Annotated in this window: 20 protein-coding genes; 5 read left to right on the forward strand and 15 right to left on the reverse strand. The window is 45.5% G+C overall.

Annotated elements, in window-relative coordinates; genetic code table 11:
- Nucleotides 1-1,315 (reverse strand): methyl-accepting chemotaxis protein (locus tag ACTD55_RS08860; RefSeq protein ID WP_438863966.1); only part of this gene is annotated, 1,315 nt, incomplete at its 3' end.
- Between the two features lie 88 nt (nt 1,316-1,403).
- Nucleotides 1,404-3,020: a pyridoxal-dependent aspartate 1-decarboxylase PanP gene (gene panP / locus ACTD55_RS08865; protein WP_438863967.1), complete on the reverse strand. Its 1,617-nt coding sequence runs from the start codon at nt 3,018-3,020 to the stop codon at nt 1,404-1,406.
- A gap of 167 nt (nt 3,021-3,187) precedes the next feature.
- On the opposite strand from panP, the gene ACTD55_RS08870 reads away from it, so the two are divergent.
- The gene (locus tag ACTD55_RS08870) at nt 3,188-3,913 is read left to right on the forward strand and encodes an EAL domain-containing protein (protein WP_438863968.1); all 726 of its coding nucleotides are present in this window, start codon (nt 3,188-3,190) and stop codon (nt 3,911-3,913) included.
- A 4-nt stretch (nt 3,914-3,917) separates the two neighbouring features.
- Nucleotides 3,918-4,397: a GNAT family N-acetyltransferase gene (locus ACTD55_RS08875; RefSeq protein WP_438863969.1), complete on the forward strand. Its 480-nt coding sequence runs from the start codon at nt 3,918-3,920 to the stop codon at nt 4,395-4,397.
- 6 nt (nt 4,398-4,403) lie between these two features.
- On the opposite strand, the gene tamB is transcribed toward ACTD55_RS08875, so the two are convergent.
- From tamB to ACTD55_RS08915, 8 genes are all read right to left on the reverse strand, one after another.
- Nucleotides 4,404-8,156: an autotransporter assembly complex protein TamB gene (tamB, locus tag ACTD55_RS08880; protein ID WP_438863970.1), complete on the reverse strand. Its 3,753-nt coding sequence runs from the start codon at nt 8,154-8,156 to the stop codon at nt 4,404-4,406.
- Complete coding sequence (locus ACTD55_RS08885) at nt 8,153-9,883, reverse strand: autotransporter assembly complex protein TamA (protein WP_438863971.1); 1,731 nt, start codon at nt 9,881-9,883, stop codon at nt 8,153-8,155. The genes tamB and ACTD55_RS08885 overlap by 4 nt, the downstream gene beginning before the upstream one ends.
- Nucleotides 9,884-9,954: 71 nt before the next feature.
- On the reverse strand, nt 9,955-11,679 hold the full coding sequence (locus ACTD55_RS08890; RefSeq protein WP_438863972.1) for a GNAT family N-acyltransferase: 1,725 nt from the start codon (nt 11,677-11,679) through the stop codon (nt 9,955-9,957).
- Nucleotides 11,680-11,796: 117 nt separating this feature from the next.
- A complete protein-coding gene (locus ACTD55_RS08895; protein WP_438863973.1) occupies nt 11,797-12,606 on the reverse strand; it encodes a UDP-2,3-diacylglucosamine diphosphatase in 810 nt (269 codons plus the stop codon).
- A 156-nt stretch (nt 12,607-12,762) separates the two neighbouring features.
- Entirely contained in the window at nt 12,763-13,533 is a 771-nt protein-coding gene (locus ACTD55_RS08900) for an ABC transporter permease (protein WP_438863974.1), read from the reverse strand.
- Complete coding sequence (locus ACTD55_RS08905; protein WP_438863975.1) at nt 13,526-14,461, reverse strand: ABC transporter ATP-binding protein; 936 nt, start codon at nt 14,459-14,461, stop codon at nt 13,526-13,528. Before ACTD55_RS08905 ends, ACTD55_RS08900 begins: the two co-directional genes overlap by 8 nt.
- 70 nt (nt 14,462-14,531) lie before the next feature.
- Nucleotides 14,532-14,951, reverse strand: coding sequence for a hypothetical protein (locus ACTD55_RS08910; RefSeq protein ID WP_438863976.1), 420 nt, complete (start codon nt 14,949-14,951; stop codon nt 14,532-14,534).
- A gap of 133 nt (nt 14,952-15,084) precedes the next feature.
- Nucleotides 15,085-15,894, reverse strand: a complete 810-nt coding sequence (locus ACTD55_RS08915; RefSeq protein ID WP_438863977.1) for a peptidoglycan-binding protein — start codon at nt 15,892-15,894, stop codon at nt 15,085-15,087.
- Nucleotides 15,895-16,309: 415 nt separating this feature from the next.
- Between ACTD55_RS08915 and ACTD55_RS08920 the strand changes: the two genes are divergently transcribed.
- The gene (locus tag ACTD55_RS08920; RefSeq protein ID WP_438863978.1) at nt 16,310-16,690 is read left to right on the forward strand and encodes an STAS/SEC14 domain-containing protein; all 381 of its coding nucleotides are present in this window, start codon (nt 16,310-16,312) and stop codon (nt 16,688-16,690) included.
- A gap of 188 nt (nt 16,691-16,878) precedes the next feature.
- On the opposite strand, the gene ACTD55_RS08925 is transcribed toward ACTD55_RS08920, so the two are convergent.
- The 5 genes from ACTD55_RS08925 to ACTD55_RS08945 form a co-directional block, all read right to left on the reverse strand.
- Nucleotides 16,879-17,304, reverse strand: coding sequence for a potassium channel family protein (locus tag ACTD55_RS08925; RefSeq protein ID WP_438863979.1), 426 nt, complete (start codon nt 17,302-17,304; stop codon nt 16,879-16,881).
- Nucleotides 17,305-17,349: 45 nt separating this feature from the next.
- Nucleotides 17,350-18,051, reverse strand: a complete 702-nt coding sequence (locus tag ACTD55_RS08930; RefSeq protein WP_438863980.1) for an META domain-containing protein — start codon at nt 18,049-18,051, stop codon at nt 17,350-17,352.
- Nucleotides 18,052-18,085: 34 nt separating this feature from the next.
- On the reverse strand, nt 18,086-19,117 hold the full coding sequence (locus ACTD55_RS08935; RefSeq protein WP_438863981.1) for a zinc-binding dehydrogenase: 1,032 nt from the start codon (nt 19,115-19,117) through the stop codon (nt 18,086-18,088).
- The gene (locus tag ACTD55_RS08940; RefSeq protein ID WP_438863982.1) at nt 19,114-20,361 is read right to left on the reverse strand and encodes a malic enzyme-like NAD(P)-binding protein; all 1,248 of its coding nucleotides are present in this window, start codon (nt 20,359-20,361) and stop codon (nt 19,114-19,116) included. Before ACTD55_RS08940 ends, ACTD55_RS08935 begins: the two co-directional genes overlap by 4 nt.
- A gap of 184 nt (nt 20,362-20,545) precedes the next feature.
- On the reverse strand, nt 20,546-23,185 hold the full coding sequence (locus ACTD55_RS08945; RefSeq protein WP_438863983.1) for a glycoside hydrolase family 3 C-terminal domain-containing protein: 2,640 nt from the start codon (nt 23,183-23,185) through the stop codon (nt 20,546-20,548).
- A 293-nt stretch (nt 23,186-23,478) separates the two neighbouring features.
- Here ACTD55_RS08945 and ACTD55_RS08950 point away from each other — a divergent pair, with 293 nt between their 5' ends.
- Together ACTD55_RS08950 and ACTD55_RS08955 are read left to right on the forward strand one after the other, a co-directional pair.
- Nucleotides 23,479-24,513, forward strand: a complete 1,035-nt coding sequence (locus ACTD55_RS08950) for a sensor histidine kinase (protein WP_438863984.1) — start codon at nt 23,479-23,481, stop codon at nt 24,511-24,513.
- The gene (locus tag ACTD55_RS08955) at nt 24,510-25,229 is read left to right on the forward strand and encodes a response regulator transcription factor (RefSeq protein ID WP_438864098.1); all 720 of its coding nucleotides are present in this window, start codon (nt 24,510-24,512) and stop codon (nt 25,227-25,229) included. The genes ACTD55_RS08950 and ACTD55_RS08955 overlap by 4 nt, the downstream gene beginning before the upstream one ends.
- The last annotated feature ends 5 nt before the right edge of the window (nt 25,230-25,234 follow it).

Below are 25,234 nucleotides of genomic sequence, written 5' to 3' on the forward strand. Positions count from 1 at the left end.
CCTGCGTAACGCCATGCTCGGCATCTTGCTGTCCCTTAGTGGCAGACTTGACTGCCTGCTCCGCCACTTCGGCCAACGAACTGATGACACGATGTATATCTTTAGTTGAGTCCGTGGTTCGCTGTGCGAGCTGTCTGACTTCATCCGCTACCACAGCAAAACCGCGTCCTTGGTCGCCCGCTCTGGCCGCTTCAATAGCGGCATTAAGGGCTAACAAATTGGTTTGTTCGGCAATCTGTTCAATGATGGCGGCGGCACTGGATATGTTGCGCGATTCATTTGCCAACGCATCCACCGAAGAGGCAATAGTTTCAACCGACTGTTGCAAGCCACGTATCGCATTTGCAGCACTTTGCGCGACACTTTTGCCAGAATCAGCCAACTTGTCGGCTTTACTGGTTTCATCCGCTACATCTGAAACACTCTTGGATACCTCGGCAATAGTCGTAGTCATTTCATTCATTGCGGTAGCGACCTGAGTGGTTTCAATTTGTTGTTGTTCCAGTTGCTTTACCACGTTATCAGATAAGGTGGCGGAGGAGTTAGCACTTGCAAACACTTGTGAAGCCGCATCTTCTATTCGAGTCAGCACAGTCAGTAAATGGGATCGCTGACTTAAAATAGCCACCTGCAACTCCCCTTGTTTCCCTGTCGTATCGGTATAACTTTCTACCGCAAGGGGATGTTTAAAAGCATTAGGGATCAATTCGAGTAACGCAGCCATCTGGCCAGAATTTCCCCGATTTGACCAAAATAAGCTGGCAATCAATGTCACCAAGATTAGTCCAAAGGCAGCCATATTCATGCCTCCGAGCCACAATCCAATACCGACCATGGCAGCCACTAAACCCGCAATTAAGACAATATTATCTTTTACACCCGACAACCACTTATTAGGTCTTGCAGTATTGCTCTTAATACTCTTATACAACGCTTCAGCCCGCTCAACATCTTGTCTTCTGGGACAACTTCGCACCGATTCGTATCCAACCACTTTGCCGCTCTCGGTCACCGGTGTCACATACGCATCGACCCAATAATAATCACCATTCTTACAGCGATTTTTAACTAATCCCATCCATGGTTTACCAGCTTTAATATGCTCCCACATGACTTTAAAGGCTTGGGGCGGCATATCTGGATGACGCACAATATTGTGCGGTTGGCCAATCAATTCTTCTCTGGAGAAGCCACTGATTTGGACAAACGCATCATTACAGTGCTGGATATTGCCTTGTATATCAGTCGAGGAAATTAATCGTTGCGAAGGAGGGAATGTACGTTCTTGTTGTGTGACGGGATGATTATTACGCATTTAATAAATCCTTGTAATAGAATGATAAAATCATCTTACAAGCGTAGCGCTATTCTAAACATTCATCAAAATGTTAGCCGTTATTATTTTAGGGCGTGGTACAACAGTGCTCTAATCTTTTCCAACTTTCGGTTTTCATTGCGATAGCAAGCTGCTCATTCAAAATATCCTGTAAATGTGCTGATGTGGTCAACGGATTGGCCAACACCACACGAAAAACCGTTATGGTTTGTCCGTTATAACGGCTTGTGGCTAAACGGGTTCGGGATACAAAGGATTTACCCGCTTCACGTTGCTGTTTTTGCACCGCAACAGTCAGGTTATCCAAAATTTGATTTAAGCGATGACTTTCTTCTGGCTGCTCAGCCAGTTGGTGACTGACATCCGGTGGACAGAGTCGATAAGTGAGTAAACACAATGTCGGCTCAGTGATTAATTCAAAGTGATCATGATGCTTGATTAAATTGGCAAAATGGCGGGCTTTATTAATACTTTCATCAATCAGTAATTGATACCCCTGACGGCCAAAAATATGGATTGAAGCGTACAGCATCATCGCCATACCATTACGTGATCCTTCCAGTGTACTGGCACCTAAATCTTTTGAACCTTCACGTAAAATATATTCGGCATGATGGCGTACAGCATTACTGGCATTCGCATCTTTAAATAACACCATGCCGGCGCCCATGGGCACATACATTTGTTTATGCGCATCCAGGGTGACGGAGTCAGCGCGTTCCACGCCTTTGAGTAAGTGTCGATATTCGGTGGAAAAAAGCGTCGCGCCTCCCCAAGCCGCATCAACATGAAAATGACAGCCTAACTGATCGGCTACATCAGCTAACTCTTCAAGGGGATCCACATGGCCTGTTTCTGTCGTTCCTGCAATCCCCACGATGGCCAGAATCTTAATCCCTTGCTGCTGCAGTTTTAAGCCTTCAGCTAATACCAGTTCAGGATCAAGCGTTTGTTCCGGGCAGGGTAACATGACCAGATTTTGGCGACCGAGTCCCAGCACATCAGCAGCTTTACTCAGTGAGTAATGGCCTCGTTTAGAGGTAATAATCACCATATCCTGATAGCCATAATGCTTCAAAGCGGCATGCAGCCCACTTTGACTCACGCCTCTAAAACTTCCGTCAGCCGGTAATGCCTGATTTCGTGCCACCCACAGTGCCGAGATATTAGCGATGGTGCCACCAGAGCAAAACGCACCTAAAGAGTAATTGGCACTATGCAGGTGCGCCCGATAAAAACTTTCATTATGGCCATACACCATTTGATGCATCATGCCCAATACCTGCCGTTCCAGCGGAGTAAAGGCCTTGGAGGTCTCAATCTTGACCAGATTTTGATTTAAACCCACTAACAGTTTAGCCAACGGCAAATGGAAATAAGGTAAGGCCGATGTCATGTGGCCAATAAATTGTGGAGAATAGGTATTAACCGAGTTCGCCACCAGCTTTTCCAATAACTGTTCAGCATGATCACTGACAAACTGGGGCGCTTCGGGCACAGTGAAATCATCAAAATGTTGCTCTATATCTTCCAGAGAGGTCGCGGTGGCAACCACATGACGAGATAAGAAATCGGCAAGATTAGCCGATAAATGCTGTTCGATTTGAGCAAGCTTTGACTCCCGACCTTCCGGTGCGGTAAACACACGGTACAGGTGCTCCATACTGGCACGGGCTTTATTCAATCAGGCTTCCTCGAACGCTAAAAAATCGGACTTTACCCCAAATAAGCATATCTGACCAATTATTATGTGGCCCAGCCGAAAAATGTTGTATATAAAAAATAGGAATTTTGGTAATCATAAAATCTGACATATGATAGGTAGCAACATTATGTTTAAGAATGGATATTATGCATAGATCCGCCGTCGCAGAAGGTTTTGACCTCGACAACATTGTTCCCTACTTTCAACCTATCCTGAATCTGAATGATAATTCGGTCGTCAGTTATGAATGCTTAGCTCGTCTGGTCACCACAAACGAACAAATGTATTTACCCAACCAATTCCTTAATCTGGTCGAAAAAGAACAATGTTTCGGACAATTGGCACAGCGTATTTTTCATGCCAGCGCCCAATACTTCCACGATATTAATATGGATTGGAGCATTAATATCAGCGAGCATGATATTGATGATCAAGGCTTCATCGATTTTTTAATCGACCATATGGCCGATTACCCCAATCCACAACGCGTAACACTGGAAGTCGTGGCCGCAACCGCGATTAATAAGCCTGAAGCATTTCAACGATTTTTGCAGCTATGTAAAACACTTAAAATTAAGGTTTTTCTCGATCACTTTGCAGCCATATCCAGCAATAAAAATCATATTTTACAGCTGCCTATTGATGGTATAAAACTCGATGGCTCTCTGGTAAAGCAATTATCCACCAATCAACAAGCCAAAGACTTTGCCATTCATTTAATTGAGCTGGCCAAAGCAAATCATATTCAGGTGATTGCCGAGCACATCGAAGATAATGCCACCTTAATGGCAGTAAAAGCACTCAATGTGGATTACGGACAAGGTTATTATTTTAGTCATCCACAGGCTGAAGCCGAAGAAGTCGCAGAGTAACAAGTTGTCGTTAGGCCATATTCACTTAGCCCTATTAGCGGATTATCCCGCAGCCATCCCAACTATTGCCCGATGGTATTACCTGCAGTGGGGACAATCTAATCCCTCCAGCAACTTAACCGCCATAGAACAAGATGTCGCGACCTATTTGCAATCTGTAACCCCACCATTACTGGTGTTGGCAAAAGAGGGCGAGCAAATATTGGGAGCCGCTCAGTTAAAAATCCGCGAAATGGATATTTATCCAGATAAGCAGTATTGGATCGGTGGCGTCTATGTGATTGAAACGGCCAGAGGACAAGGGTTGGCAAGGCTATTGGTTAACGATTTACTGCAACGAGCAAAACAAGCAGGGATCACCAAATTGTACTTACAATCGGAGCAATTGGATGGCGGAATTTACGCCAAAGCGGGTTTTCAATTGCTAGAAACCGTTATTTACAATGGTCACGAGGTAGTGGTGATGGAAATTGATCTCAGTTGAAAGCCGTCACTCTGATTTATCGTCCTTGTCTTCTTTATCTTCACCAATACTAAAGCTGTAATATAAGTCCAGCGCATTACTTAAGCCACTGACGGCTTCAAGGTACAACTGGGGCATCAGTTCGTAGCGTAAAGCTATTTCAGAAGCCGAATTAAACACACCTAATCCGTAACGTAACTGCACACCCGGCGCGATATAGCCGGTTAACGCTAATTGAGTGCTATCACCTTGGCCTGACGTATCCAGAGTTAAATCATCGACACCGAGTTTACTGCCCACAGTACCGATCATATTTTCGGTACGCCCCACACCAAATCCAAGCAACATGGTCGTTAGCAAGGCATCCTGACCTTCATCATTACCACTATCGAGCGCTCGGCCACGTAATAAATAAGATAAGCTTTGTGGCTGTTCCATAGCGGGATCTGAAAAGACACTCACTTCGGGCCGATCAACGCTGCCGTTAACTCGAATCCCTGCCGTGACATTATCTGCTGTTAAGGCCGGATCGCGCACAGCTTCGAGGGCAATATGCGGCGAATCAAGGGGGCCATGGAAAAGAATTTGTCCATCGCGGATCAATAAATTTTGCCCATAAGCCCGATAACGTCCGTTATGCAGACTAATCTCACCATTACCCAACAGATTATTATTTACTTGCTGTAGGTCGATTTCACCACGCAGATCGGTTGTCAGACCGAAGGCATCCAATTTTACCTCATTGCGTTTTTGTGGATCGATTTGAACCTGTAAATTCAAGCTCAAGCGCTGTTGTAATTGGCTCACTTTTTTCTCGTCATTGACAATAACAACATCACTGGACGGTGATACCGCACTGTCGGGTAGATCACGTAATTTAATTCGTGCGTAAGGCACCTGTACCTGCCCACTAACATCAATGCTAGCCGGGTCGAAATCTAGCTTAATATCCGGTGAAAGCGTGCCTCTGAGCATATTTTGGTAGGTCAACTCCAGATCTTGGCCAGTAATGGTTAACTCGCCAGAAAATTCAGGTAACCAATCAATACGTCCGGCTATTTCCCCTTTGCCACTACCAAGCTGATAACGGCCTTGAATATCTCCGTATTGCCCTTGTAACTGAATATTCTGCTCAATGTGCGTTGCCACCACGGGAATACTATTACCGGACAATTCACCATCATGCATGCTTACCGTGCCATAGAACAGGGGGGCAGTCAGTTTACCTTCCAAACGTGTATCGGCATTAATGACACCGGCCAGTCGGTCCAGTGACGGTAACAAACTCATAAAGGGATGCAGATCAAATTGGTTCAGCTTAATCGTGCCGGCCAACGCGCGATCACCGGGCCGGGGATCAATTTGCACGTCCAGATTTAACTGACCAATTTGCTGGCCATTAATCTGCGCCTTTAGATTAGCTTGTTGCTGATCGACGCTAGCGTTGATTTCAAATTGATCAATCGCCAAATTAATATTCTCTGCCTGTGCCACTCGCCAGCTATCTGCTGACAAACTGGCATGCAGTTCAGCTTGAGGCAATCCTTGACCATCCCAGTCCCCGTTAAATTGCAAACTCAATTGGCTCGCGGATTGAATATCCGCCATGCTCGGCACCAAGCGGCTCACCAATGGCATGATAGGTAAGTTTTGTAGCGCAATATCCCAATGAGCCTGATCCTGAAAAAACTCGGCTTCATTAATGCACAAAGAACTTTGCTCCTGTTGCCAACAATGAGGAGAAATCTGATACCGTTGTTTTTGCCAATCAAGCTGAATATCAAAGGGCTGTTGCAAGGTCAAACGGGCATAATTTGACATCACCTTGCCTTGTTGCCACTCACCTAACCATTGATCCTCTAGCAGCTGTCCGTGGAGGGTCGCCAGGAAGGAGGCTTGTTCACCACTGCTATCTATGCTTAATTGATGGTTGTCGGCATTACCGGCTAGATTAACATCAATATAATCCAGTTGATGATTGGCGCTCGTCACCTTATCCATATGCAAGCTCAATTCAACCGGCTTAATATCATTCCACTGCAGATTACCCTGACCTCGCAGTTGCGCCACATTCCATTCTGAATACTGTAATTGCTGGGCCGACAACTCAAATTCGACTAATGGTTTATCCAGACTACCATTGGCTTGTCCCTGCAACGTAACTGCACCGGCCAACCCTGGCATTAGCTGGGTTAAATCCGCTGCCTGAATATCCAGATGCATAGCCAATTGCTGCTGCGCATCGAGTGTTCCGTCGAGCATGAGCTGATTATCACCATTATGAATTAACAAATTCTCCAGCGTAAAACCTTGCTGGCTATCGGCATCGAGATTTCCGGTAATACTTAGCGGATAAGACTGCCACTGACCAGTGATGTCCAACTGGGTTAATTTTGCGTGCCACTGCTGTGCTGTGTAAGTTGCATGGGTTTGTAGCGAACCATTAATATTACTTTGTAACTCAGGCCAGAACTGCTCCGTGTGGATATGATTGATTTGCAATCCACCCAACCAGCTAATCTGATCGCGCAAATCCAGTTGCCCCTGAGCTTGAATCTCGCCCCGCAACAACTTAACCAGCAGGTTATCAATCTTAATCGAGTGCTGATTACCCTGTGCACCCACCTCAATATCCAGAGCAGGAATACTCTGCCCCTGAGCCAAGGCCGAGGCTTGCAATCGAGCTTGATTCAAATCACCATCGAGCAATAGTTTACCGCTGGCCGACTGATACTGCGGCTGTTCCAGCGGCCAACGTAAATGTTGCCAGTTTGCCTGTACATGCATTGGCAATGTGGCTGAGGTCAAATCCGTTTGCAGTTGCAGTTTAGCCGTCATTTTACCGCTGAGTTCAATATTGGCGTTTACGTCGCTAAGATCACCGGACGAATTAACAGAGAGTTTTTGCTCCTGATACGGCTGTTTAACCCTATTAACTTTAACCGATAAAGAATAAGGATAATTGCCGGTTAGACTCGCTTGAGCTTGGGCGCTTAGATTTAATTCCTGATGTTGTATGACTAACTGCGATAGGGTGATTTTATGCTGCTTGCCATGGGCGGCTAATTTTACCTCATCCAGTTTAATCGGTTCCGAGCCGGTCAGATTAATCGTCACCGGAGTCAGTTGAATTGCCTGTAAATTAAATGCCAGGGGTAAACTAACCGGTGGCAAGGTAATCGGCTGATAAGTAAAATCCAACGGCGAAGAAGAGGCTCCAGGAGACGGGCTTTGTTGCCCGGAGGCAGCCGACAGTTGCTGCCAATCCAAACCGGCAATCGTCAGTTTATTAACCCGTAAAGAGCGATCCATTTCAAGTTGGCTATCCAGTGACTGCCAACTTAATTGCCACTGATTGGGCATACTGATATTCAGTTTCCCCAGTTTTAACTGACGAATTTTAATCCCTACCGGTAGATTTATCGTCTCATCTGAACTGGCATCAGCCGGTTTATCCTCTGCTTCCGGCAATGTCACCGTAATTGCACCACTGCGAATATGGTCAAAGCACAGATCCAAACTGAACAAACAGCCTAAATCCAGGCTGAGATTGGCCTGTTCAACGGTTAACTGAATGCTATCGTCTTGCCAACTGAACTTGTCCAGTTTAAGTTGTGACGCCAAGCCGCCACTAGCGTATTCAATGGTTAATGGTTCTAACTGATTATCAACCATTCCCAGTACAAACCGGGCTCCCCAGGGGGAAAGTAACAAGGCCAGCAGTGCCAGCATAAAAACCAGCAACGCCAGGGCAATCCGCAGCGTCCATTGGCGGATCATAACAGGGGCCCCATTAATAAATGCAGTCGCCAGGTGCTTTCCACATCACTATGACCGCGAGCAATATAGATTCGAATCGGCCCCACCGGTGATAACCAAATCCCTCCGGCTCCAATACCTGTGGCCAGATTTTGATGATAATTATCAAAAGCATTACCCACATCAGTAAAAACCGCAGCACGCCATTCATCACTTACCGGGTATGAATATTCGGCGCTGGCAACGGCTAAGTAACGTGCCCCAATCAACTCGCCATTTTCATCACGAGGCGCCAAATTACGGTAGCCAAAACCACGAATACTTTGATCACCACCGGCGAAATATCGCAAACTTGAAGGGATATCTGCAAAGGTACCGCTGGCAATCGCTCCTCCTTCAACCCGAAATAAAAAACGATGCTCACCGTAGCTTCTTAACCAGCGAGATAACCCTGTGACCCGCACCATATTGACATCCGAGCCGACATTTTTCCCTGCGACCTCGATGGTGAGCATTTGTTTATCGCCCCAATTCATATCGATTCCGCCCCGACTACGCAAGCGGCTGTATGTAACACCTGGAATCAACAGGTTGGAGGTTCGTAGAAGCTCACTTCCCTGACGATATTCTTCATGTTCGTAGCGAATAAAATCAATCCGTTGCCATTCAAATTCACCCACTTCGCGATGGCGCTGTGCCGCTAGGGTCATTTTACGGCTATCGGTGTCATTATCCTGTAAGGCCTGAAAGCCAAGCTGGAAACTGGCAAAATTCTTAACTGGATCTTCAAGTGGGATTTTATAATCCAGCGAAAAATGCTGTTCGATACTGGAAGTGAATATTTCTGCTCCCATTGAATGCCCATATTGATTGACCCAGGGACGTTCCCATTTGGCTTTAAATCTCGGCCCTACGTCATCCGATGAAACTCCTCCACCAATGTCAAAATTATCTCTGGGTTTATGGATCAAAGTGATCTGGATGGGAACTTTAAAATCGGTAGCTTCGGCCACCATTGGCCTGACTAAAACATGCCTGAAGTATTGGGTTTTCTTGAGTGCCAAACTTAAATCAGCCAACTTGTCAGCCAAATAGTTGTCACCTTGTTTAAATGGCATTACCTGCTTGACCAATGCCATTGTGCGCTCTTCTTCCGGCAATTGAATATCGCCAAACCGGTAACGCTGACCGGTATCAGCAACCAGAATAACTTCAGCACTATTGGCTTGTTTATCCACGTTGATTTCATGCTGACTAAAACGGAAATCAAAATAGCCTCGCGCTAGCGCCAAGCTCTGCAGACGGGATTTACTTAGTTCATAGTAACCATGATTCAAGCGCATTCCCTGAGTTAACGGTAATTCCGTCAGGAGTTTGTTTAATACTTTATCCTCTTGACCGGCACCGACTAACTGTAAGGTTAATTGTTCAACTTGAGTCGCTGGACCTAAAATAATATTAAGTTGCCATTGCCGTCCGACCAGATCTTTGCGCGTCGCCGTAATGTTAGCTTGGTAGTAGCCGTAAACCTGTACCGCCCGATTGGCTTCTTTAATCGACTGTTGTTGAAAGTCTTCGAATTGAAATTCATTACTTGGCGCATCCAGTATTTGTAAATGCGCCAACACATTTTGTTGAATTGAAGAATCGTCGATACCCTTTATGTCGAACTTGGCAGGATCGGCCAGACAAACGATGCTCCAACATCCAACCAGCAACAAAAATAAGTTGATCCAAAGGCGTAACAATCCACAACGTCCACAACAAAATTTACAGACCTTTATATTATCAACATTTTATCCAATGCGTTGGACTTTCCTTAGGCCGCGATTGTTGATGCATGTCGATGTGGCATATAACGTAAACGACGTTTTTCCTTCAGTTTATCCAAATCCACCAATACCAGACCGTCTACGCAATCATTAAAATCGGGATCTACCCCAAAACTTAAAAATTGCACGCCTCCGGGCTCACATAATTCCGTATATTGCTTATATAAAGTCGGTACCGCCACTCCCATATTGGCCAATAAATGCTTAAGGGTGGTGAAATCTTTTTTGTAATCCTCGCCACTAAATGCGGACTCCAGTCCAGGTGGCAAAGAATAAGGAGACTTGGATTCAGCGATGCTAGCCGTAGAACCAAAATACAAGGTATAGAACTGGATCAACAAATCCTTAGCCGCAGCGGGATAACTATTACTTAAGCTTACTGCGCCAAATAAATAGCGGTAGTGGGGATGACGTTGTAAAAATGCACCAATCCCTATCCATAAATAATCAAGACTGCGTTTTCCCCAATAGCGGGGCTGGACAAAACTGCGCCCCAGTTCCAGCCCTTGCTCAAAATACGCATCCATTGACTCGCCATAGTTAAATAAACTGGCCGAATATAAGCCAGCTTTACCTTGTTCATCTAACAACTTTTTGGCATTGCCAAAGCGATAGGCACCGACTATTTCCATCTCGTCCCTGTCCCACAACAACAGGTGATAATAGTCATTGTCAAAACGATCAATATCACGACGTAGATTACTGCCTTCCCCGACCGCTCTAAACGCCACTTCGCGTAAACGGCCAATTTCACGCAAAATGGGCGAACTGCCCTGATACTGATAAAGATAGATTTCTTTGTTATCCGGCGTTACGTCCAATAATTCACATTCACACTGAATGGCTTTACGTAGTTCTTTTCGGTTTTCTGCGGGCGCGATGGCCTTCTGAGTCTGGAAAATGGATTTTTTATCGGTACCAATGCGGTATAGGTGTTTCTTGAACAACTTGGTCTGCTGAGTCAGAGAAATACCACTATGCGCGTATGACTCGTAGGGAATGAGCTCGCCAATACGAATAGGTAAGTGCTTACTACGCTGCTTAAACATTTCTTTGACCAGCATGGCTGTTGCCAACGGCTTGTAAATCATCGATAACCCATAAAACAATGGGGAGTTTTTACCATCCATAAAAATCGGCAAAATAGGCGATTTAGCGGCTTTGGCAATACGTAAAAAACCACTACGCCAGTCAGTATCACGCACCCCACCGGGACTAAGTCGTGACACCTCACCGGCCGGAAAAATAATCACCGCACCTTCATTTTCAAGATGTGCCTGAATATTGTGAATACAGTCCTTGGGCGTCCCGCCCTGCATGTTATTGACCGGTAATAACATCGAATGCAACGGCTGAATGGCCATTAACATCTGGTTGGCGACAACCTTAATATCTTGGCGAATATCCGCCAACAGTTTGAGCAATGCCAATCCATCTAATGAACCAATTGGATGATTGGCGATAATCACAATACGTCCCTGAGCTGGAATACGTTCCTTTTCGGTCTCACGGGCAGAATAGCTAAAGTTAAAATACTCCAGCACTTGTTCAATAAATTCCACCCCTTGCAGGTGCGGATAAATTTCCCCAAATTCGATACATTCTTTTTCGTGCAGTAGATGACGAAGAAGCAGATTAACCGGTTTGGATAACCAGGGTTTCTGTTCCAGCTGCGGATAATTTTTGTGTAATACATCGGCCACGGTAAACATAAAGCACCACCTGTTTGAATGGATCCATGAGAGGTTTTCACCTTGCACAGTTTAGTGATGCTTTATGAACGAAATATTCCAGATTGATGGCGGTTTTATGACAACATCCACACCCAATTAAGCTGCCTTTTGTTTACCCGATGATGACTGACGCACCGAAATACGGTGTAACTTCTCACTGGCCGTTATTTTAGCCCAATACACCAGTTGTAATTCACCCTGGCTATTCTCGGTTAGTGCCGAGCAGTTCTCAATCCAGTCACCGTCATTGCAATAAGTGACTCCCTGTTGTTCGTCTATTTCCGGGTGATGAATATGGCCACACACCACACCATCCAGCCCCATTTCGCGGGCTCGTGCTATGCAAGCTTGTTTATAGCGGTCGATGGCCTCATTGGCACCTTTTACCCGGCTTTTGATATAGCCTGCCAATGACCAGTAAGGAAAGCCCAGCATGTTTCTGGCCCGGTTATACCAGCGATTAAGAAACAGCAATAAATCATATAGCTTGTCGCCAATCCAGCTATGAAAGGCGCCAAAACAAACTTCCTGATCGAACTGGTCACCGTGCAATAACAACAGTTTTTTCCCGGCCAGGGTGGTATGGATATATTCGCGGTGGATCTCGATGTCACCGAACATCATGCCATCGTACTTTTGCACCGGTTCATCATGATTGCCCGGCAAGTAGATCACCCGGGTCCCTTTGGTCGATAGTGAAATTAAGGTGTGAAACAGTACATTATGAGATTTAGGCCATAGAAACTGACGGCTCATCGCCCACATATCAACGATGTCTCCCACCAGATAAAGCGTATCGATTTTGTTGTGAGTCAGAAAATCCAGTAAGTACTCGGCCTTGCAGTCCTTACAACCTAAATGAATGTCTGATAACCAGACCGTGCGATAATGCGTTGACTTTGTCATGCCAATACCCCTGCTGCGGTTTGGCTTATGATTGCTGCCCAGCTTTACAGTTATATGACGCTTATTTGAACAAGCTGTGACGACTAATAAAAAAGCCAGTGACGAGCAAAACGCTCAATCACTGGCTTGAGATAACTAGTCTATTTAAAGGGTAATTTAGTGGCGAATACCCACACCACGATTTAGTAACTGATACGCCACGGTAAATAACAGAATATTAAATCCGACCAAGACCATCATAGAGGTAGAGAAATTCACATCACTCACCCCTAAAAAGCCGTAACGAAAACCACTAACCATATACACAATCGGATTACCTTTACTCACGGTTTGCCAGAACTCGGGCAACAGGGTCAGGCTATAAAATACGCCACCTAAATAGGTCAGAGGGGTCAGCACAAAGGTTGGAACCATACTAATATCGTCAAACGTTTTGGCGAACACAGCATTAACCAGACCTGCTGCGGCAAACATGGTGGCAGTCAGCAATAATGTCGCAACAACGGCAAACAGATTATAAATTTGCAGATCAACGAAAAACAACGACACAGACGTCACAATCACACCGATAATTAATGCTCTGGCCACGCCACCGCCAACAAAACCAACAATAATCACCCAAGTCGGTACCGGTGCGACTAGCATTTCTTCAATATTATTCTGGAATTTGGCACTAAAAAATGACGAGCTAACATTGGAATAGGCATTGGTGATCACCGACATCATAATCAAGCCAGGAACGATAAATTCCATATAACTGAAGCCGCCCATCTGACCAATACGATTACCGATTAAATTACCAAAAATCACAAAATATAAACTCATGGTAATCGCAGGAGGGACCAGGGTTTGTACCCATATCCGCATAAAACGGGTAATTTCCTTGATCCAAATGGTTCGTAAGGCGGTAAACGTTTGATTAGCCATTAACCTTCTCCCCATTACGTCCGGTTTCCAACAAGCGCACAAACAGTTCTTCGAGTCGGTTTGATTTATTTCTCATGCTCAGTACCTGAATTCCCAGTTCAGTTAATTGGCTAAATACTGGATTTAATCCCGCTTCTTTGGCGACATCAACTTCCAGCGTATGATCATCCAACATACGGTATTCAAAACCTTGTAATACCGGTTTTTGCCCGTCTTTAACGTCCAAGTCCAACACAAAAGTTTCAATATTCAGTTTGGATAACAGATTCTTCATACTGGTGTGTTCGACAATAATCCCTTTGTCGATAATGGCGATATTACGGCACAACATTTCGGCTTCTTCCAGATAATGGGTGGTCAAAATAATCGTAATGCCCTGCTCATTAATCTGCTTCAAAAAGGTCCACATGGAACGACGAATTTCAATATCAACCCCGGCAGTGGGTTCATCCAGAATCAATATTTTAGGCTCATGCATTAACGCTCTGGCAATCATCAAACGACGTTTCATGCCCCCTGACAAGGAACGTGCAGGTGAATAGCGTTTATCCCATAATTCCAGTTGTTTCAGGTATTTTTCGGCACGTTGTCTGGCGATATTGCGCGGTACGCCATAATAACCGGCTTGATTGACCACGATCTGTTGCAAGGTTTCAAACTGATTAAAATTAAATTCTTGTGGCACCAAACCAATACATTTTTTGGCCTCAATCAAATCCGTATCAATTGAGTGGCCATTGACCAGAATCGAGCCTGAAGACTTATTAACTAACGAGGCAATAATACCAATAGTGGTGGACTTACCGGCTCCGTTTGGTCCCAGCAAGGCAAAAAAGTCGCCGTCGCTAACATTCAGGTTAATTCCTTTGAGCGCTTCAACGCCACTCTTGTAGGTTTTCTTTAAACCGTCAATTTGTAATGCATTCATATCGGTACCATTCCTCTTTTACTGCCGGAATATGGTGACAATTCCAGTAAATTCAACCTTTTGGCTGATATTAAATTGCGTGGGTCAGGTGACGTGTGGCCATGTAAGTGTGCTGAATAATGCTGGCGTCGGTGCTGGCTCGATGACGAGGCAATGATGATTCATCCTGTAAATCACTGCGAGTATGATGCCATATTTGCATCTGCGCTTCAGTCAAAATCATTTCCAATGAACTAATCCGGTATTGCATGGCAATTTGGGTATCGTGATGTAATTTAATCAGCCAGGGGCTATCCACCACCCAACCATCGGAATACACCGTATTACCGGCTAAAAGACAATTGAGTTCTTGTGCAACCTGATGAGCACTAGTGCCTTTTTCGAGCAAGAGTTGACGTTGGATCCCATGCAAGGCTTCGGCGTTTTCATCCCAGTGCTGCCACTCAGGTTGTGGTTTAATCAGCCGACAGTAGCGTTCACCATTATGCATGATAACACCCACTTCAATCGGATAACTGTTTGCACCGAAACCACTGGCTTCAATATCTATAATGATCGGTGGGGATAGATTTAAAATAATGCTGGTCTCTGTTGTTTTTATAATGACGGATAATATCGACCTATTATTTCAATAATTGTTCCCCAAGCAGATACACCCGCTTGAATTCCGGTAAGCCATGCGAGCCACCATTAACCAGCTTTCTGGCCTGAGCTAAATCAGACTGGGCTAACGCCTGACGCACTTTATCTTCGGCTCGTTTGAGGAACATACTCAATATATCGGCAGCCACTTGTGGATCATTGGCCATTTCAGGATCCTGCTCAAGCCGGTCACTGATCCCCAGACGTTGGCCAATATCACGATAATTGGCACGTCCGGTCAACTGAATATAGCCCCTTCCTTTATAACGGCTGCCATCGGGATAGCCTTGATTACCCAAATCATGCCGATCATCATATTTATCAAACGGATGTCCATTGGCGGTGGTGTTATATTTGGATTGATATTCATCCAATGGACAAAAGCGTCCTGTTTCCACATACACTGTCGCGACAGCCATTAATAACATGGGATTATCCCCCATTTGCTGTGCTTGCATGGATCGCAAAATTAACGGCCAGTGAGTGCGAATATTGCCAGCTGATGAATCATGGCAAATACGTTGTACCATGAGTACATCCAGCACTTTATCTTGCATTGCAGCAAACACTTGCTGCTCGGACAAATCCAGCCCCAACATACCCTGGGTATTACGTCCAACTACCCCGTCAATGGTCAGTTGATGCTGGCCTTGATAATATTCAACAGCCTGCTGTGTCGCATCATTAAATTCACCATTAATGCTGTCATGATAGCAACCAAGTTCAGATAAACGTTGCTGTAAACGTCTCACCAATTCACCGCTACTGCCCAACCTGAGTGTTTGCATCATTGCAACGCCGTCAATTATCGAATGCTTTAAGCTTAGCTAAATGTTGGCAGAAATCCTGATAATCCTAGGGTCTGTTGATCTTTGCTGTATGAATTTTGTTCTAATTAAACGCTTTTTAATCGCGACGCTTATTTGCAGGCCTAATGGATTAAGTCAAAAATAAGCAACAATGAGTAAAAAGCGTTTAGGACGAACCCTTCGGGCAACGTTTGCGCGGCATTTCTACTGCTTCAGCACTCATTCATGTAGAACAACTACACCACAATCGTGCTTCATTGTTTAAATACCGCGCAACTCGTTGCAAAAGTATACAGCAAAGATCAACAGACCCTAATCAAACCACAATGAGAATATGCCTTTGTTGTCACTATCTGCTAAATTTTGATAGTGCATCAATTCACTCAAGGAGCATATTGTGACAAACACCCGACATGGCTTATCTATTGGTATTGAACGTAGCGGCAATCATTTTTTCTTATTTTTAAAAGCAAAAGGCAAGCTGACTCACGCTGATTATGAAACGATTACCCCAATGATTGATTCCGCATTAGGCGCAGTAAAACAACCTAAGGTTAATGTACTGATTGATGGCACCGAGCTAGAAGGGTGGGAACTCAGAGCCGCCTGGGATGATTTAAAACTGGGGTTAAAGCATGGAAATGAATTTGAAAAAATCGCCATCTTTGGAAATAAACACTGGCAAGAAATCATCGCCAAAGTCGGATCGTGGTTTATCTCAGGCGAAGTCAAATATTTCGACGACGCCGCAACCGCATTAAGCTGGCTCAATGATTAAAGGATACGCCAGTAGCGTATCCAAGCCATTTGAATCAGTAAAAATAAAACGATGGCTCCCCAACTATTTTGCCAAGGCATAGGCTGCGGGAGAGAGATGAACCTTGAGGCAAATGGACTTAAATGTCACCCATGTATTAATAGTGAAACGTTAGCGGACAGCTATAGCTAAACGAACCACCACTAACCTTACTTGGTACTCCAGTTACGTTGCATTTCAATAAATAAAAATGACGCGGTCCAGGTAATCAGCACTAACCCGGTTAAAGACTCGATACCGGTCAAATAGCGAAGATCACCGATGGGTTCAATGTCACCAAAGCCCACCGTACTAAATACGGTAAATGAGAAATAGGCACAGTCCATTAAGCTACCATCAAAATTACCAACCAGTTTTCCCCAGCTGTCGGCATGATTCATCCAATAATAAGCCAGCGCAAAAACCCATATTTCCAGTGCATGAGCAATGAGTGCACCAAACACACCAAACACGATCCGATAACGATGCTTGATTGTCATTCTGGGAAAGTAAAATGTAATACGATAAAGACACTCGTAATGAATCACGACCGCAATGGCAACAACCAAACAGTTAAACAAAAACACGTAAATCATGGTGCCGTATCCAATATGAGTTATTCACCTATTTGTTTACCAACCTTATGGCTGAATTAAATGGCATTGATAGTGCTGTTGATTAAGGTTCAACTGCGCTTGATTACCTTGTTTCCAGAACGACATCATACGATTGGTATATTGAGCTACCGAAGCCTCAGGATCTCTTTGCAATACATTCATTTGGCCATTAATAGACAATTCCACCGTTTCAGGTCCCAAAAACCGAACCCCCACCTCTCCCAGTTGCTCGCAGCGAAACATCTTGCGGTTGGCTAGCGGCTTATCGGCAATAAGCTTGGCTGATTCTGAAGCAGCTTGCATCTGAGTCAACGTTAATCGCGGCTGACCTGACCCATCGTATATTATCAGCCAGGTTTGTTGTTTAAGCTGATAGGTCGCCGCCTCATTTAATGCGGCTAAAAAACGTTGTTCCTGGTTGGCAATGGCGGGCACACAGGCCCGACGGGTAGAAATCGTATTAGCCACGACAAAATTACCATTGTCTGTTTGCAAGCTGGCGTTGTAACGATTGCACCCGGTTGACCCGCTAACTCTGCCCTGCTCGCTAAATTGCATAGTCAGCATGGCGTAGTCAGTCACACCCGTTTGATTAATATCTTCAACCCGCCACGTTCCAGTCAACGAAGTTACATCCGCATTATCTTGAGTTACAGGATCAGAGGCGCAACCGGCTAACACTGAGCTGATACAGATAAATAAAAAAAGCATTAAACGACGATACATCTTAGCTCCTCTAAGCCGGTTTAATCGAGCATGGTTATTGATTGGGTCTTAAAACCACCTTGCCATCACTTTTATTTTCAGCATAGTGTTGCAAGGCAGGAATAAAATCATCGAAACCATATTCACCACGAATATCGGTGTGGAAAACGCCCTCGGCAAATAATTTTTGTACCTTGCGATTGAGCAGAAACACTTTCCATAAGGATGACTGGCGAATCGTGCGCGCCAACCAGAATCCTTCAATTCGACTATCACGAAAAATCACATCCCCGACACTAAAGTGGCCTCCCAATGGATCATGACTTTCTTGCAAGCGTCCGTAGACGATGGCGGTACTACCATTAGGTAATTGTTTAAGCACGTTGGCCGTATCCTGATCGGCCACCGCATCCATTAACACGCTGGCACGGCATTGCTCGGCAGCTTGTTTAAGCTGGGCAGAAAAGTCATCATCGGTCGTGAGCAACACGTAATCGGCGCCTAGTTTAGTCAAGGCTTCAACATTTTTGGCGCTGCGCACAGTAGCAATGGTTTTAACCCCGTGCATTTTGGCGTAACGAATTAATCCTTTACCCACCTGACTCGCCGCCGCGTTGATAACAATCGCCCTGGCCCCCAATTGTTGGGCTCGTTCCAACAAACAGATTACCGTACAGGGATTAACGATCAGAGTAGAACCCTGAATATCATCTATGTCTTTGCGGAGCGGTAAACAATAATTAGCCAACGTGGTAGCGTATTTGGCCCAAACTCCGTCTTGGCCGGGCTGAGCTGAAATAGCCACTCGCTTGCCAATTAACCATTTGCCATATAATCCGGCATTGGCCTCAACCACAATCCCGCAACCTTCAAATCCCGCGTAAGCACCCTGCTGAGGGGGTAATCCATATTGACCACGCAAATACACCAAATCAGATGGATTAACCGGTGCCGCCAACATTTTAACCCGCACTTGTCCGGGCGCTAAATCAGCAAGAGGCTTTTCCAGCATAACCAAGCGTTGCTCAAAAGACGCGTTTGAATCTTCCAGTAATTTTAATGCCAATCCTTTATTCATCGTTGTCATTCACTCATATATCCTTTGGGTAATGCTTCAAATGGAGAAACCCCGGTATCGATGGCAGCCTGAGCGACCGCCTTGGCGACCCGTTGGCATAAACGAGGATCCATTGGCTTGGGAATAATATACTCTTTACCAAATTCCAGCTTGGATACGTCACTGGCTTTTAATACCGCATCGGATACCGGTTCTTTGGTAATTTGCCGAATCGCTTCTACTGCCGCAATTTTCATTTCATCGTTAATGGTATTAGCTCTGACATCCAGCGCACCACGAAAAATAAACGGGAAACATAATACATTGTTAACCTGATTGGGATAGTCCGAGCGCCCGGTCGCCATAATGAGATCCTGACGTACCTGATGTGCCAATGCCGGTTTAATTTCCGGATCCGGATTCGAGCAGGCAAACACCACCGGATTGGCCGCCATGAGTTTCAATGATTCTGCGGGTAATACATCGGGACCCGATACGCCCACAAACACATCCGCACCGTTCATTACGTCGTCGAGTGTTCGCTTATCGGTATTGTTGGCAAATAGCATTTTATGCGGGGTTAAGTCATCACGCCGGGTGTGGATCACCCCCTGTCTGTCCAGCATGTAAATGCGCTCGCGCTGGGCGCCGCATTTGATGAGTAATTCCATACACGCCACCGCGGCCGCACCTGCTCCCATGCACACGATGGTGGCATCATGTAATTGTTTACCCTGAATCTCCAGCGCATTAAGCATACCGGCAGCGGTGACGATAGCCGTACCGTGTTGATCGTCGTGAAATACCGGAATATTGCAGCGCTTGACCAGTTCCTGCTCAATTTCAAAACATTCCGGCGCTTTAATATCTTCCAGATTAATACCGCCAAAGGTATCAGCGATACTCGCCACGGTATTGATAAATTCTTCGGTAGTGCGGTGGGTCACTTCAATATCAATCGCATCCAACCCAGCAAAACGCTTAAATAACAACGCTTTACCTTCCATTACCGGTTTGGACGCCAGCGGGCCAAGATTGCCAAGACCCAAAATCGCGGTACCGTTAGAAATCACCGCGACCATATTACCTTTGCCTGTATATAAATAGGCGGCATCGGGATCGGCAGCAATTTCACGTACTGGCTCAGCCACACCGGGGCTATAAGCTAAAGCCAAATCTTTTACACTTTCTGCCGGTTTGGTTAACTCGACACTAATTTTACCGGGCACCGGCAAGGCATGGTAATCCAATGCCTGTTGACGAAAATCAGTCATGTAGACCTCTGTATTGTGTAGGGTGGTATTCACTGATCAACGTTACCGCTGTCAGTCATTTTTTATTTTTCAGGCAGTCTAGCACAGCCCTTAAAAATACCGAGGTCCCGGTTGTATATTATTGGCTATATGTTATTGATTATTTATCTTTCACTTCCCTCTTATATCACGCTGCGCAATGCCTCTAGAGCGACACCATCATCGATTGAACATTGGACGTTGTTTTGATTTTTTGATCCGGTTGGCCGCCGCCCACCGACACGCGATAATCACCCGGTACTACCTTCGCCTCACCTTGTTGATCAAATAAGGCGAAATCCTCCCGAGTTAACGCAAACTCGATTGTTTGTTGTTCCCCGGCCGCCAGATGCACGCGCTGAAAGCCCTTTAAACTGCGGATAGGATGATGCCCGGTGTGCTCTGCTTGACCAACATAAAGTTGCACCACCTCATCACCGTCCATATCCCCGCTATTGGTTAACGTCACGCTGACATTAAACTTATCTTCGCCGGTTTCTTTGACTGCAATATCGCTGTATTCAAAACGGCTATAACTCAAACCGTAACCAAAAGGATATAAGGGTTGTTGGTTAAAAAAGCGGTAAGTTTGAGTGGTCAGGTTGTAATCCTCAAACGCAGGTAACTCATCGACAGAATGATAAAAAGTAACCGGCAAGCGCCCAGCCGGATTGACATCACCAAATAATACATCGGCAATAGCCGTACCAGCGGCTTGACCGGGATACCAGGCTTCCAGTATGGCGGGTACATGTTCATCTGCCCAGTTTACCGCCAGCGCACTGCCATTGAGTAATACCAGCACCACCGGTTTACCCAGTGCCTGAATATCTTTAATCAACTGCTGCTGAACTTGTGGCAAGTCGATTTTGGTGCGATCACCGCCGTTAAAGCCATCGGTATGCACATCCATTTCTTCGCCTTCCAAACGCGCGGTCAATCCCATCAACATCACCACCGCGTCAGCCTGACTGGCTGCATCCAGCGCCTGTTGATGCAAATCCGGTTGAGGTTTGGCCCACACCAGTTGCACCTGTGCATCGGCATAGGTCTCACCCGCTTCTATTCTTATCTTGTGCGGCTGGCCTTTTGTTAGGTTAAGTACTGGGGATTTTCTTAAACGGGGATCGCCATATTCATCACGAAAATGATACTTAGTGGAGGCGACCAGTTCACCGTCCAGATAGAGTTTAGTATTACAGCTACTAATCACCCCAAGTTGGTACTCACCATCGCTATCAGCCACAATTTCGCCACTCCAGCGCACAGCAAAATTATCGTCATCCATATCATCACGAGGGGCTTTGTCATTCCAGTTAGCATCCACGTTAGCATCAATCCGGCTAAACAATACCTCACCCTGCAGCTCGCTATTGTTAAAAAACTCCGCCTGTAACCCGGGCTGGCCATTGTGTTGCAAAGCACTGGCAGGAACGGGATAAAACATCGGAATCCCCTCTGCCAATTGACTGCCCTGTGCATACAGGACTTTGGTATTGGCTGACACTTTGTCACGTATTCCCCGCAGTGGAGTAACCGGATCGGAAGGTACGCCATTGTAGTTGCCCAATAACATCAACCACTGGTCGGCATTGGGGCCAATCACTGCCAGTGTGCCAATATCTTTTTTCAGCGGCAGGGTATGATTGGCATTTTTGAGCAGCACCATGGATTTACGCGCGGATTGCAGGGCAAGCTGCTGATGTTCTTCGCTATCGACCACTGAATAGGGAATATTCTGGTAAGCTACCTGTTCGGCAGAATCAAACATACCGAGTTTAAAACGAGCCGTGAACAGACGTTTCAGTGATACATCAATCTGTTGCTCACTAATCATGCCTTGCTGAACGGCTTCTTTAAGGCTGGAATAGACTTTACCGCAATTCAGATCAGTGCCGGTTTTGACTGCTAATGCGGCGCTTTCAGCAGCAGACTGGGTAATTTTATGATGAGCGTGAAAATCTTCAATCGCGCCACAATCCGAGACCACAAAACCGTCAAAATCCCAGTCGCGACGTAAAATATCTTGCAGCAAGGTTTGACTGCCACAAGCGGCTTCACCGTTATAACGGTTATAGGCACACATCAATGAATAAGCTCCACCCTGTTTAATGCCTTTTTCAAACATGGGCAGGTAAGTTTCATACAGATCTTTTTTGTTAGTGGTGGCATTAAATTCGTGTCTTTCAGGCTCCGGACCGCTATGCACCGCAAAATGTTTTACGGTAGCAACGGTTTTAAGGTATTTCGGATCATCGCCCTGTAAGCCTTTAATAAAGGGTACCGCCAGCTCTCCGGTTAAGTAAGGATCTTCACCATAGGTTTCTTGGCCTCGTCCCCAACGAGGATCACGGAACAAATTGATATTAGGCGACCAGATCGTCAGCCCCTGATACAAAAAACGTTTACCTTTGGCGGCAAAATCATGATGTTTAGCACGAGCTTCATCAGAAATGGCGGTGGCGACATCAAACATTTGCTGCCTGTCCCACATCGCGGCTAAACCAATCGCCTGAGGAAATACCGTGGCTAATCCCGCTCGCGCTACCCCGTGCAAACCTTCTGACCACCAGTTATAAGCGGGGATACCCAAGCGCTCAATCGCTGGTGCTTCATTCATCATCTGACTGACTTTTTCATCCAGTGTTAAACGCGACACCAAATCATCCACTCGTTGCTCGGTGCTGAGTTGGGCATTTTGAAAGGGTAGCAACGCAGACTGATCCGGTTGCCGGGATGACGGCATACAACTGGCAAGCGTGAACAATGTCATCAATATAAACAGGGAACGTAAACGAATTAGCATAATGGGAAACCGACTAGACAAAACATGCCGCCAGTATGGCCATCAGTTTGTATGGCGACAAGTGATGCCATATTACGTTTATTAACAAGTTGGCAACAAAAATTATTGTCGCGGTTACCGAAATGTCATCAGGAGCGAGAGATATTCCCCCATGACTTAATATTTACGCGCATTTTACATCCTCGCTATAGCGGTTATGATAGCTTTAACTATCGGTTAGGTAGTGGGGTATTAATTCCTCCTCGCTGCTCATAAAGATTCGGTTTTGTTTTATCTCCTTGTAGAAAATATTGATGCCGCAACTATCAGATCTTATTAGCAAATACCCTTATCTAAATGCGTTGTTGATCATGCTGACTATGGGAGCCTTCTCATTTTTACTCGATCACTGGTTTTTGCCCAAGCTAGGCACCCTAATGATGCTCCAGTTAGGTGTGGTCATTGTGGCGTTGCAAGGTCAAAAAATACCCGCCATTGTTGCCGCTTTTATCGGTGCGCTGATTTTCAATTTTTTCTTTATTGAACCCCGTTACGCGATGCATATGATTGATGCCGAAGACATCGTCAATATGCTGGTATTTTTAACGGTGGCGTTACTAACCAGCCATTTGGCCAACTTTTATCGCAATCAGGGAGAAGCATTACGTCAGGCGCAATTGCGCTCCAGTATTCTATTGTCGGTTTCCCATGATCTGCGTACACCACTGTCAACCATTATCGGTACCCTAAGCACGATGCAAGTCTACAACGACAAGCTCTGCAAAGATGAACAAACCGAGTTATTACAAGCGGCATTGGATGAAAGTCACCGTCTGCATTCGTATATCGAAAATTTGCTGCAAGCGACCAAAATACAGCATGGTGAAATGCGCTTACAGACCAATTATCAATCACTTGTACCGGTTTTACAGTCAATTGTTAAACGCTTTGATGACCCCAGAATTAAACTGGAATATCAGCAAGACTTGCCCCATGTGCATATTCGCGGCTCGTTACTTGAACAGGCGATTTATAATGTCATCGATAATGCATTAAAGTATTCGGGACACTCCTCTGCTGTTATTATTCAAGCCAGTGCATCTGCGAAATGGCTGGAAATTAGGGTGTGCGATTCAGGTCCGGGCATTCCCAAAGCCCAGCACCAAAAAGTATTTCAGTTATTTTACTCCACTCGCCATGGTGATGCGGGCGAAGGTGGGACAGGTTTAGGGCTGGCAGTAACTGCGGGTATTGTTAAGGCACATCAGGGATTACTGGATATTGTTCCCACTAATACCGGTTGTACCATGCGCATTCGATTGCCTGCTGCGAAAAAGGAAAATAAATAATGCAACGTATTCTGGTAATTGATGATGAACCGCAAATTCGACGCTTTATCCGTATATCGTTAACGGCCGAAAATTTTGAATTTCTGGAGGCAACGACTGCTGCTGAAGGGCTGGAATTCGCTGCACAAGAGAATCCCGACCTGATCATTCTGGATCTCGGTTTACCCGATGAAGATGGCTTTAAGGTATTACAACGACTGCGCGAGTGGAGTAACGTTCCGGTTCTGGTACTCACGGCTCGCGATGCCGAAGATGAAAAGGTCAAACTGCTTGAGGGCGGTGCCAACGATTACCTCAGCAAACCCTTTGGGATTAAAGAACTCATAGCCCGAATCAAAGTATTGCTGCGGGATCTAACTGATAATCAACAATCCGCTCATTCTGGTGTATTGGAATTTACTCATTTACGCATGGACATTCCTAATCATCAGGCATGGTGTCATGGCAAAAAATTAGCGTTATCCCGTAAAGAGTTTGCCATGCTGTCTTTTTTAGCCAGCCATCCAAATCAATTAGTTACCCAACAGCAGTTACTGGAAAAAATATGGGGTGCCAGCCACTCGGGTGATACCCACTATTTACGGATTTTTGTCAGCTTATTGCGTAAAAAACTCAAAGATGATCCCGATAACCCAACCTTTATCAAAACGGAACCTGGCGTGGGTTACCGGTTTGTGCAAGAGCCGGTTGATCCAGCGGCCACGGGCAAAGGATAAACAAC

This window comes from Neptunicella sp., assembly GCF_048268085.1.
Classification (GTDB): domain Bacteria; phylum Pseudomonadota; class Gammaproteobacteria; order Enterobacterales; family Alteromonadaceae; genus Neptunicella.

Coding starts and splice junctions, on each gene's coding strand:
- ACTD55_RS08870 (WP_438863968.1), top strand. CDS start 3,188: ATGCATAGATCCGCCGTCGCAGAAGGTTTTGACCTCGACAACATTGTT.
- tamB (WP_438863970.1), bottom strand. CDS start 8,156: ATGATCCGCCAATGGACGCTGCGGATTGCCCTGGCGTTGCTGGTTTTT.
- ACTD55_RS08890 (WP_438863972.1), bottom strand. CDS start 11,679: ATGTTTACCGTGGCCGATGTATTACACAAAAATTATCCGCAGCTGGAA.
- ACTD55_RS08895 (WP_438863973.1), bottom strand. CDS start 12,606: ATGACAAAGTCAACGCATTATCGCACGGTCTGGTTATCAGACATTCAT.
- ACTD55_RS08900 (WP_438863974.1), bottom strand. CDS start 13,533: ATGGCTAATCAAACGTTTACCGCCTTACGAACCATTTGGATCAAGGAA.
- ACTD55_RS08905 (WP_438863975.1), bottom strand. CDS start 14,461: ATGAATGCATTACAAATTGACGGTTTAAAGAAAACCTACAAGAGTGGC.
- ACTD55_RS08910 (WP_438863976.1), bottom strand. CDS start 14,951: ATGCATAATGGTGAACGCTACTGTCGGCTGATTAAACCACAACCTGAG.
- ACTD55_RS08915 (WP_438863977.1), bottom strand. CDS start 15,894: ATGATGCAAACACTCAGGTTGGGCAGTAGCGGTGAATTGGTGAGACGT.
- ACTD55_RS08925 (WP_438863979.1), bottom strand. CDS start 17,304: ATGATTTACGTGTTTTTGTTTAACTGTTTGGTTGTTGCCATTGCGGTC.
- ACTD55_RS08930 (WP_438863980.1), bottom strand. CDS start 18,051: ATGTATCGTCGTTTAATGCTTTTTTTATTTATCTGTATCAGCTCAGTG.
- ACTD55_RS08935 (WP_438863981.1), bottom strand. CDS start 19,117: ATGACAACGATGAATAAAGGATTGGCATTAAAATTACTGGAAGATTCA.
- ACTD55_RS08940 (WP_438863982.1), bottom strand. CDS start 20,361: ATGACTGATTTTCGTCAACAGGCATTGGATTACCATGCCTTGCCGGTG.
- ACTD55_RS08945 (WP_438863983.1), bottom strand. CDS start 23,185: ATGCTAATTCGTTTACGTTCCCTGTTTATATTGATGACATTGTTCACG.
- ACTD55_RS08950 (WP_438863984.1), top strand. CDS start 23,479: ATGCCGCAACTATCAGATCTTATTAGCAAATACCCTTATCTAAATGCG.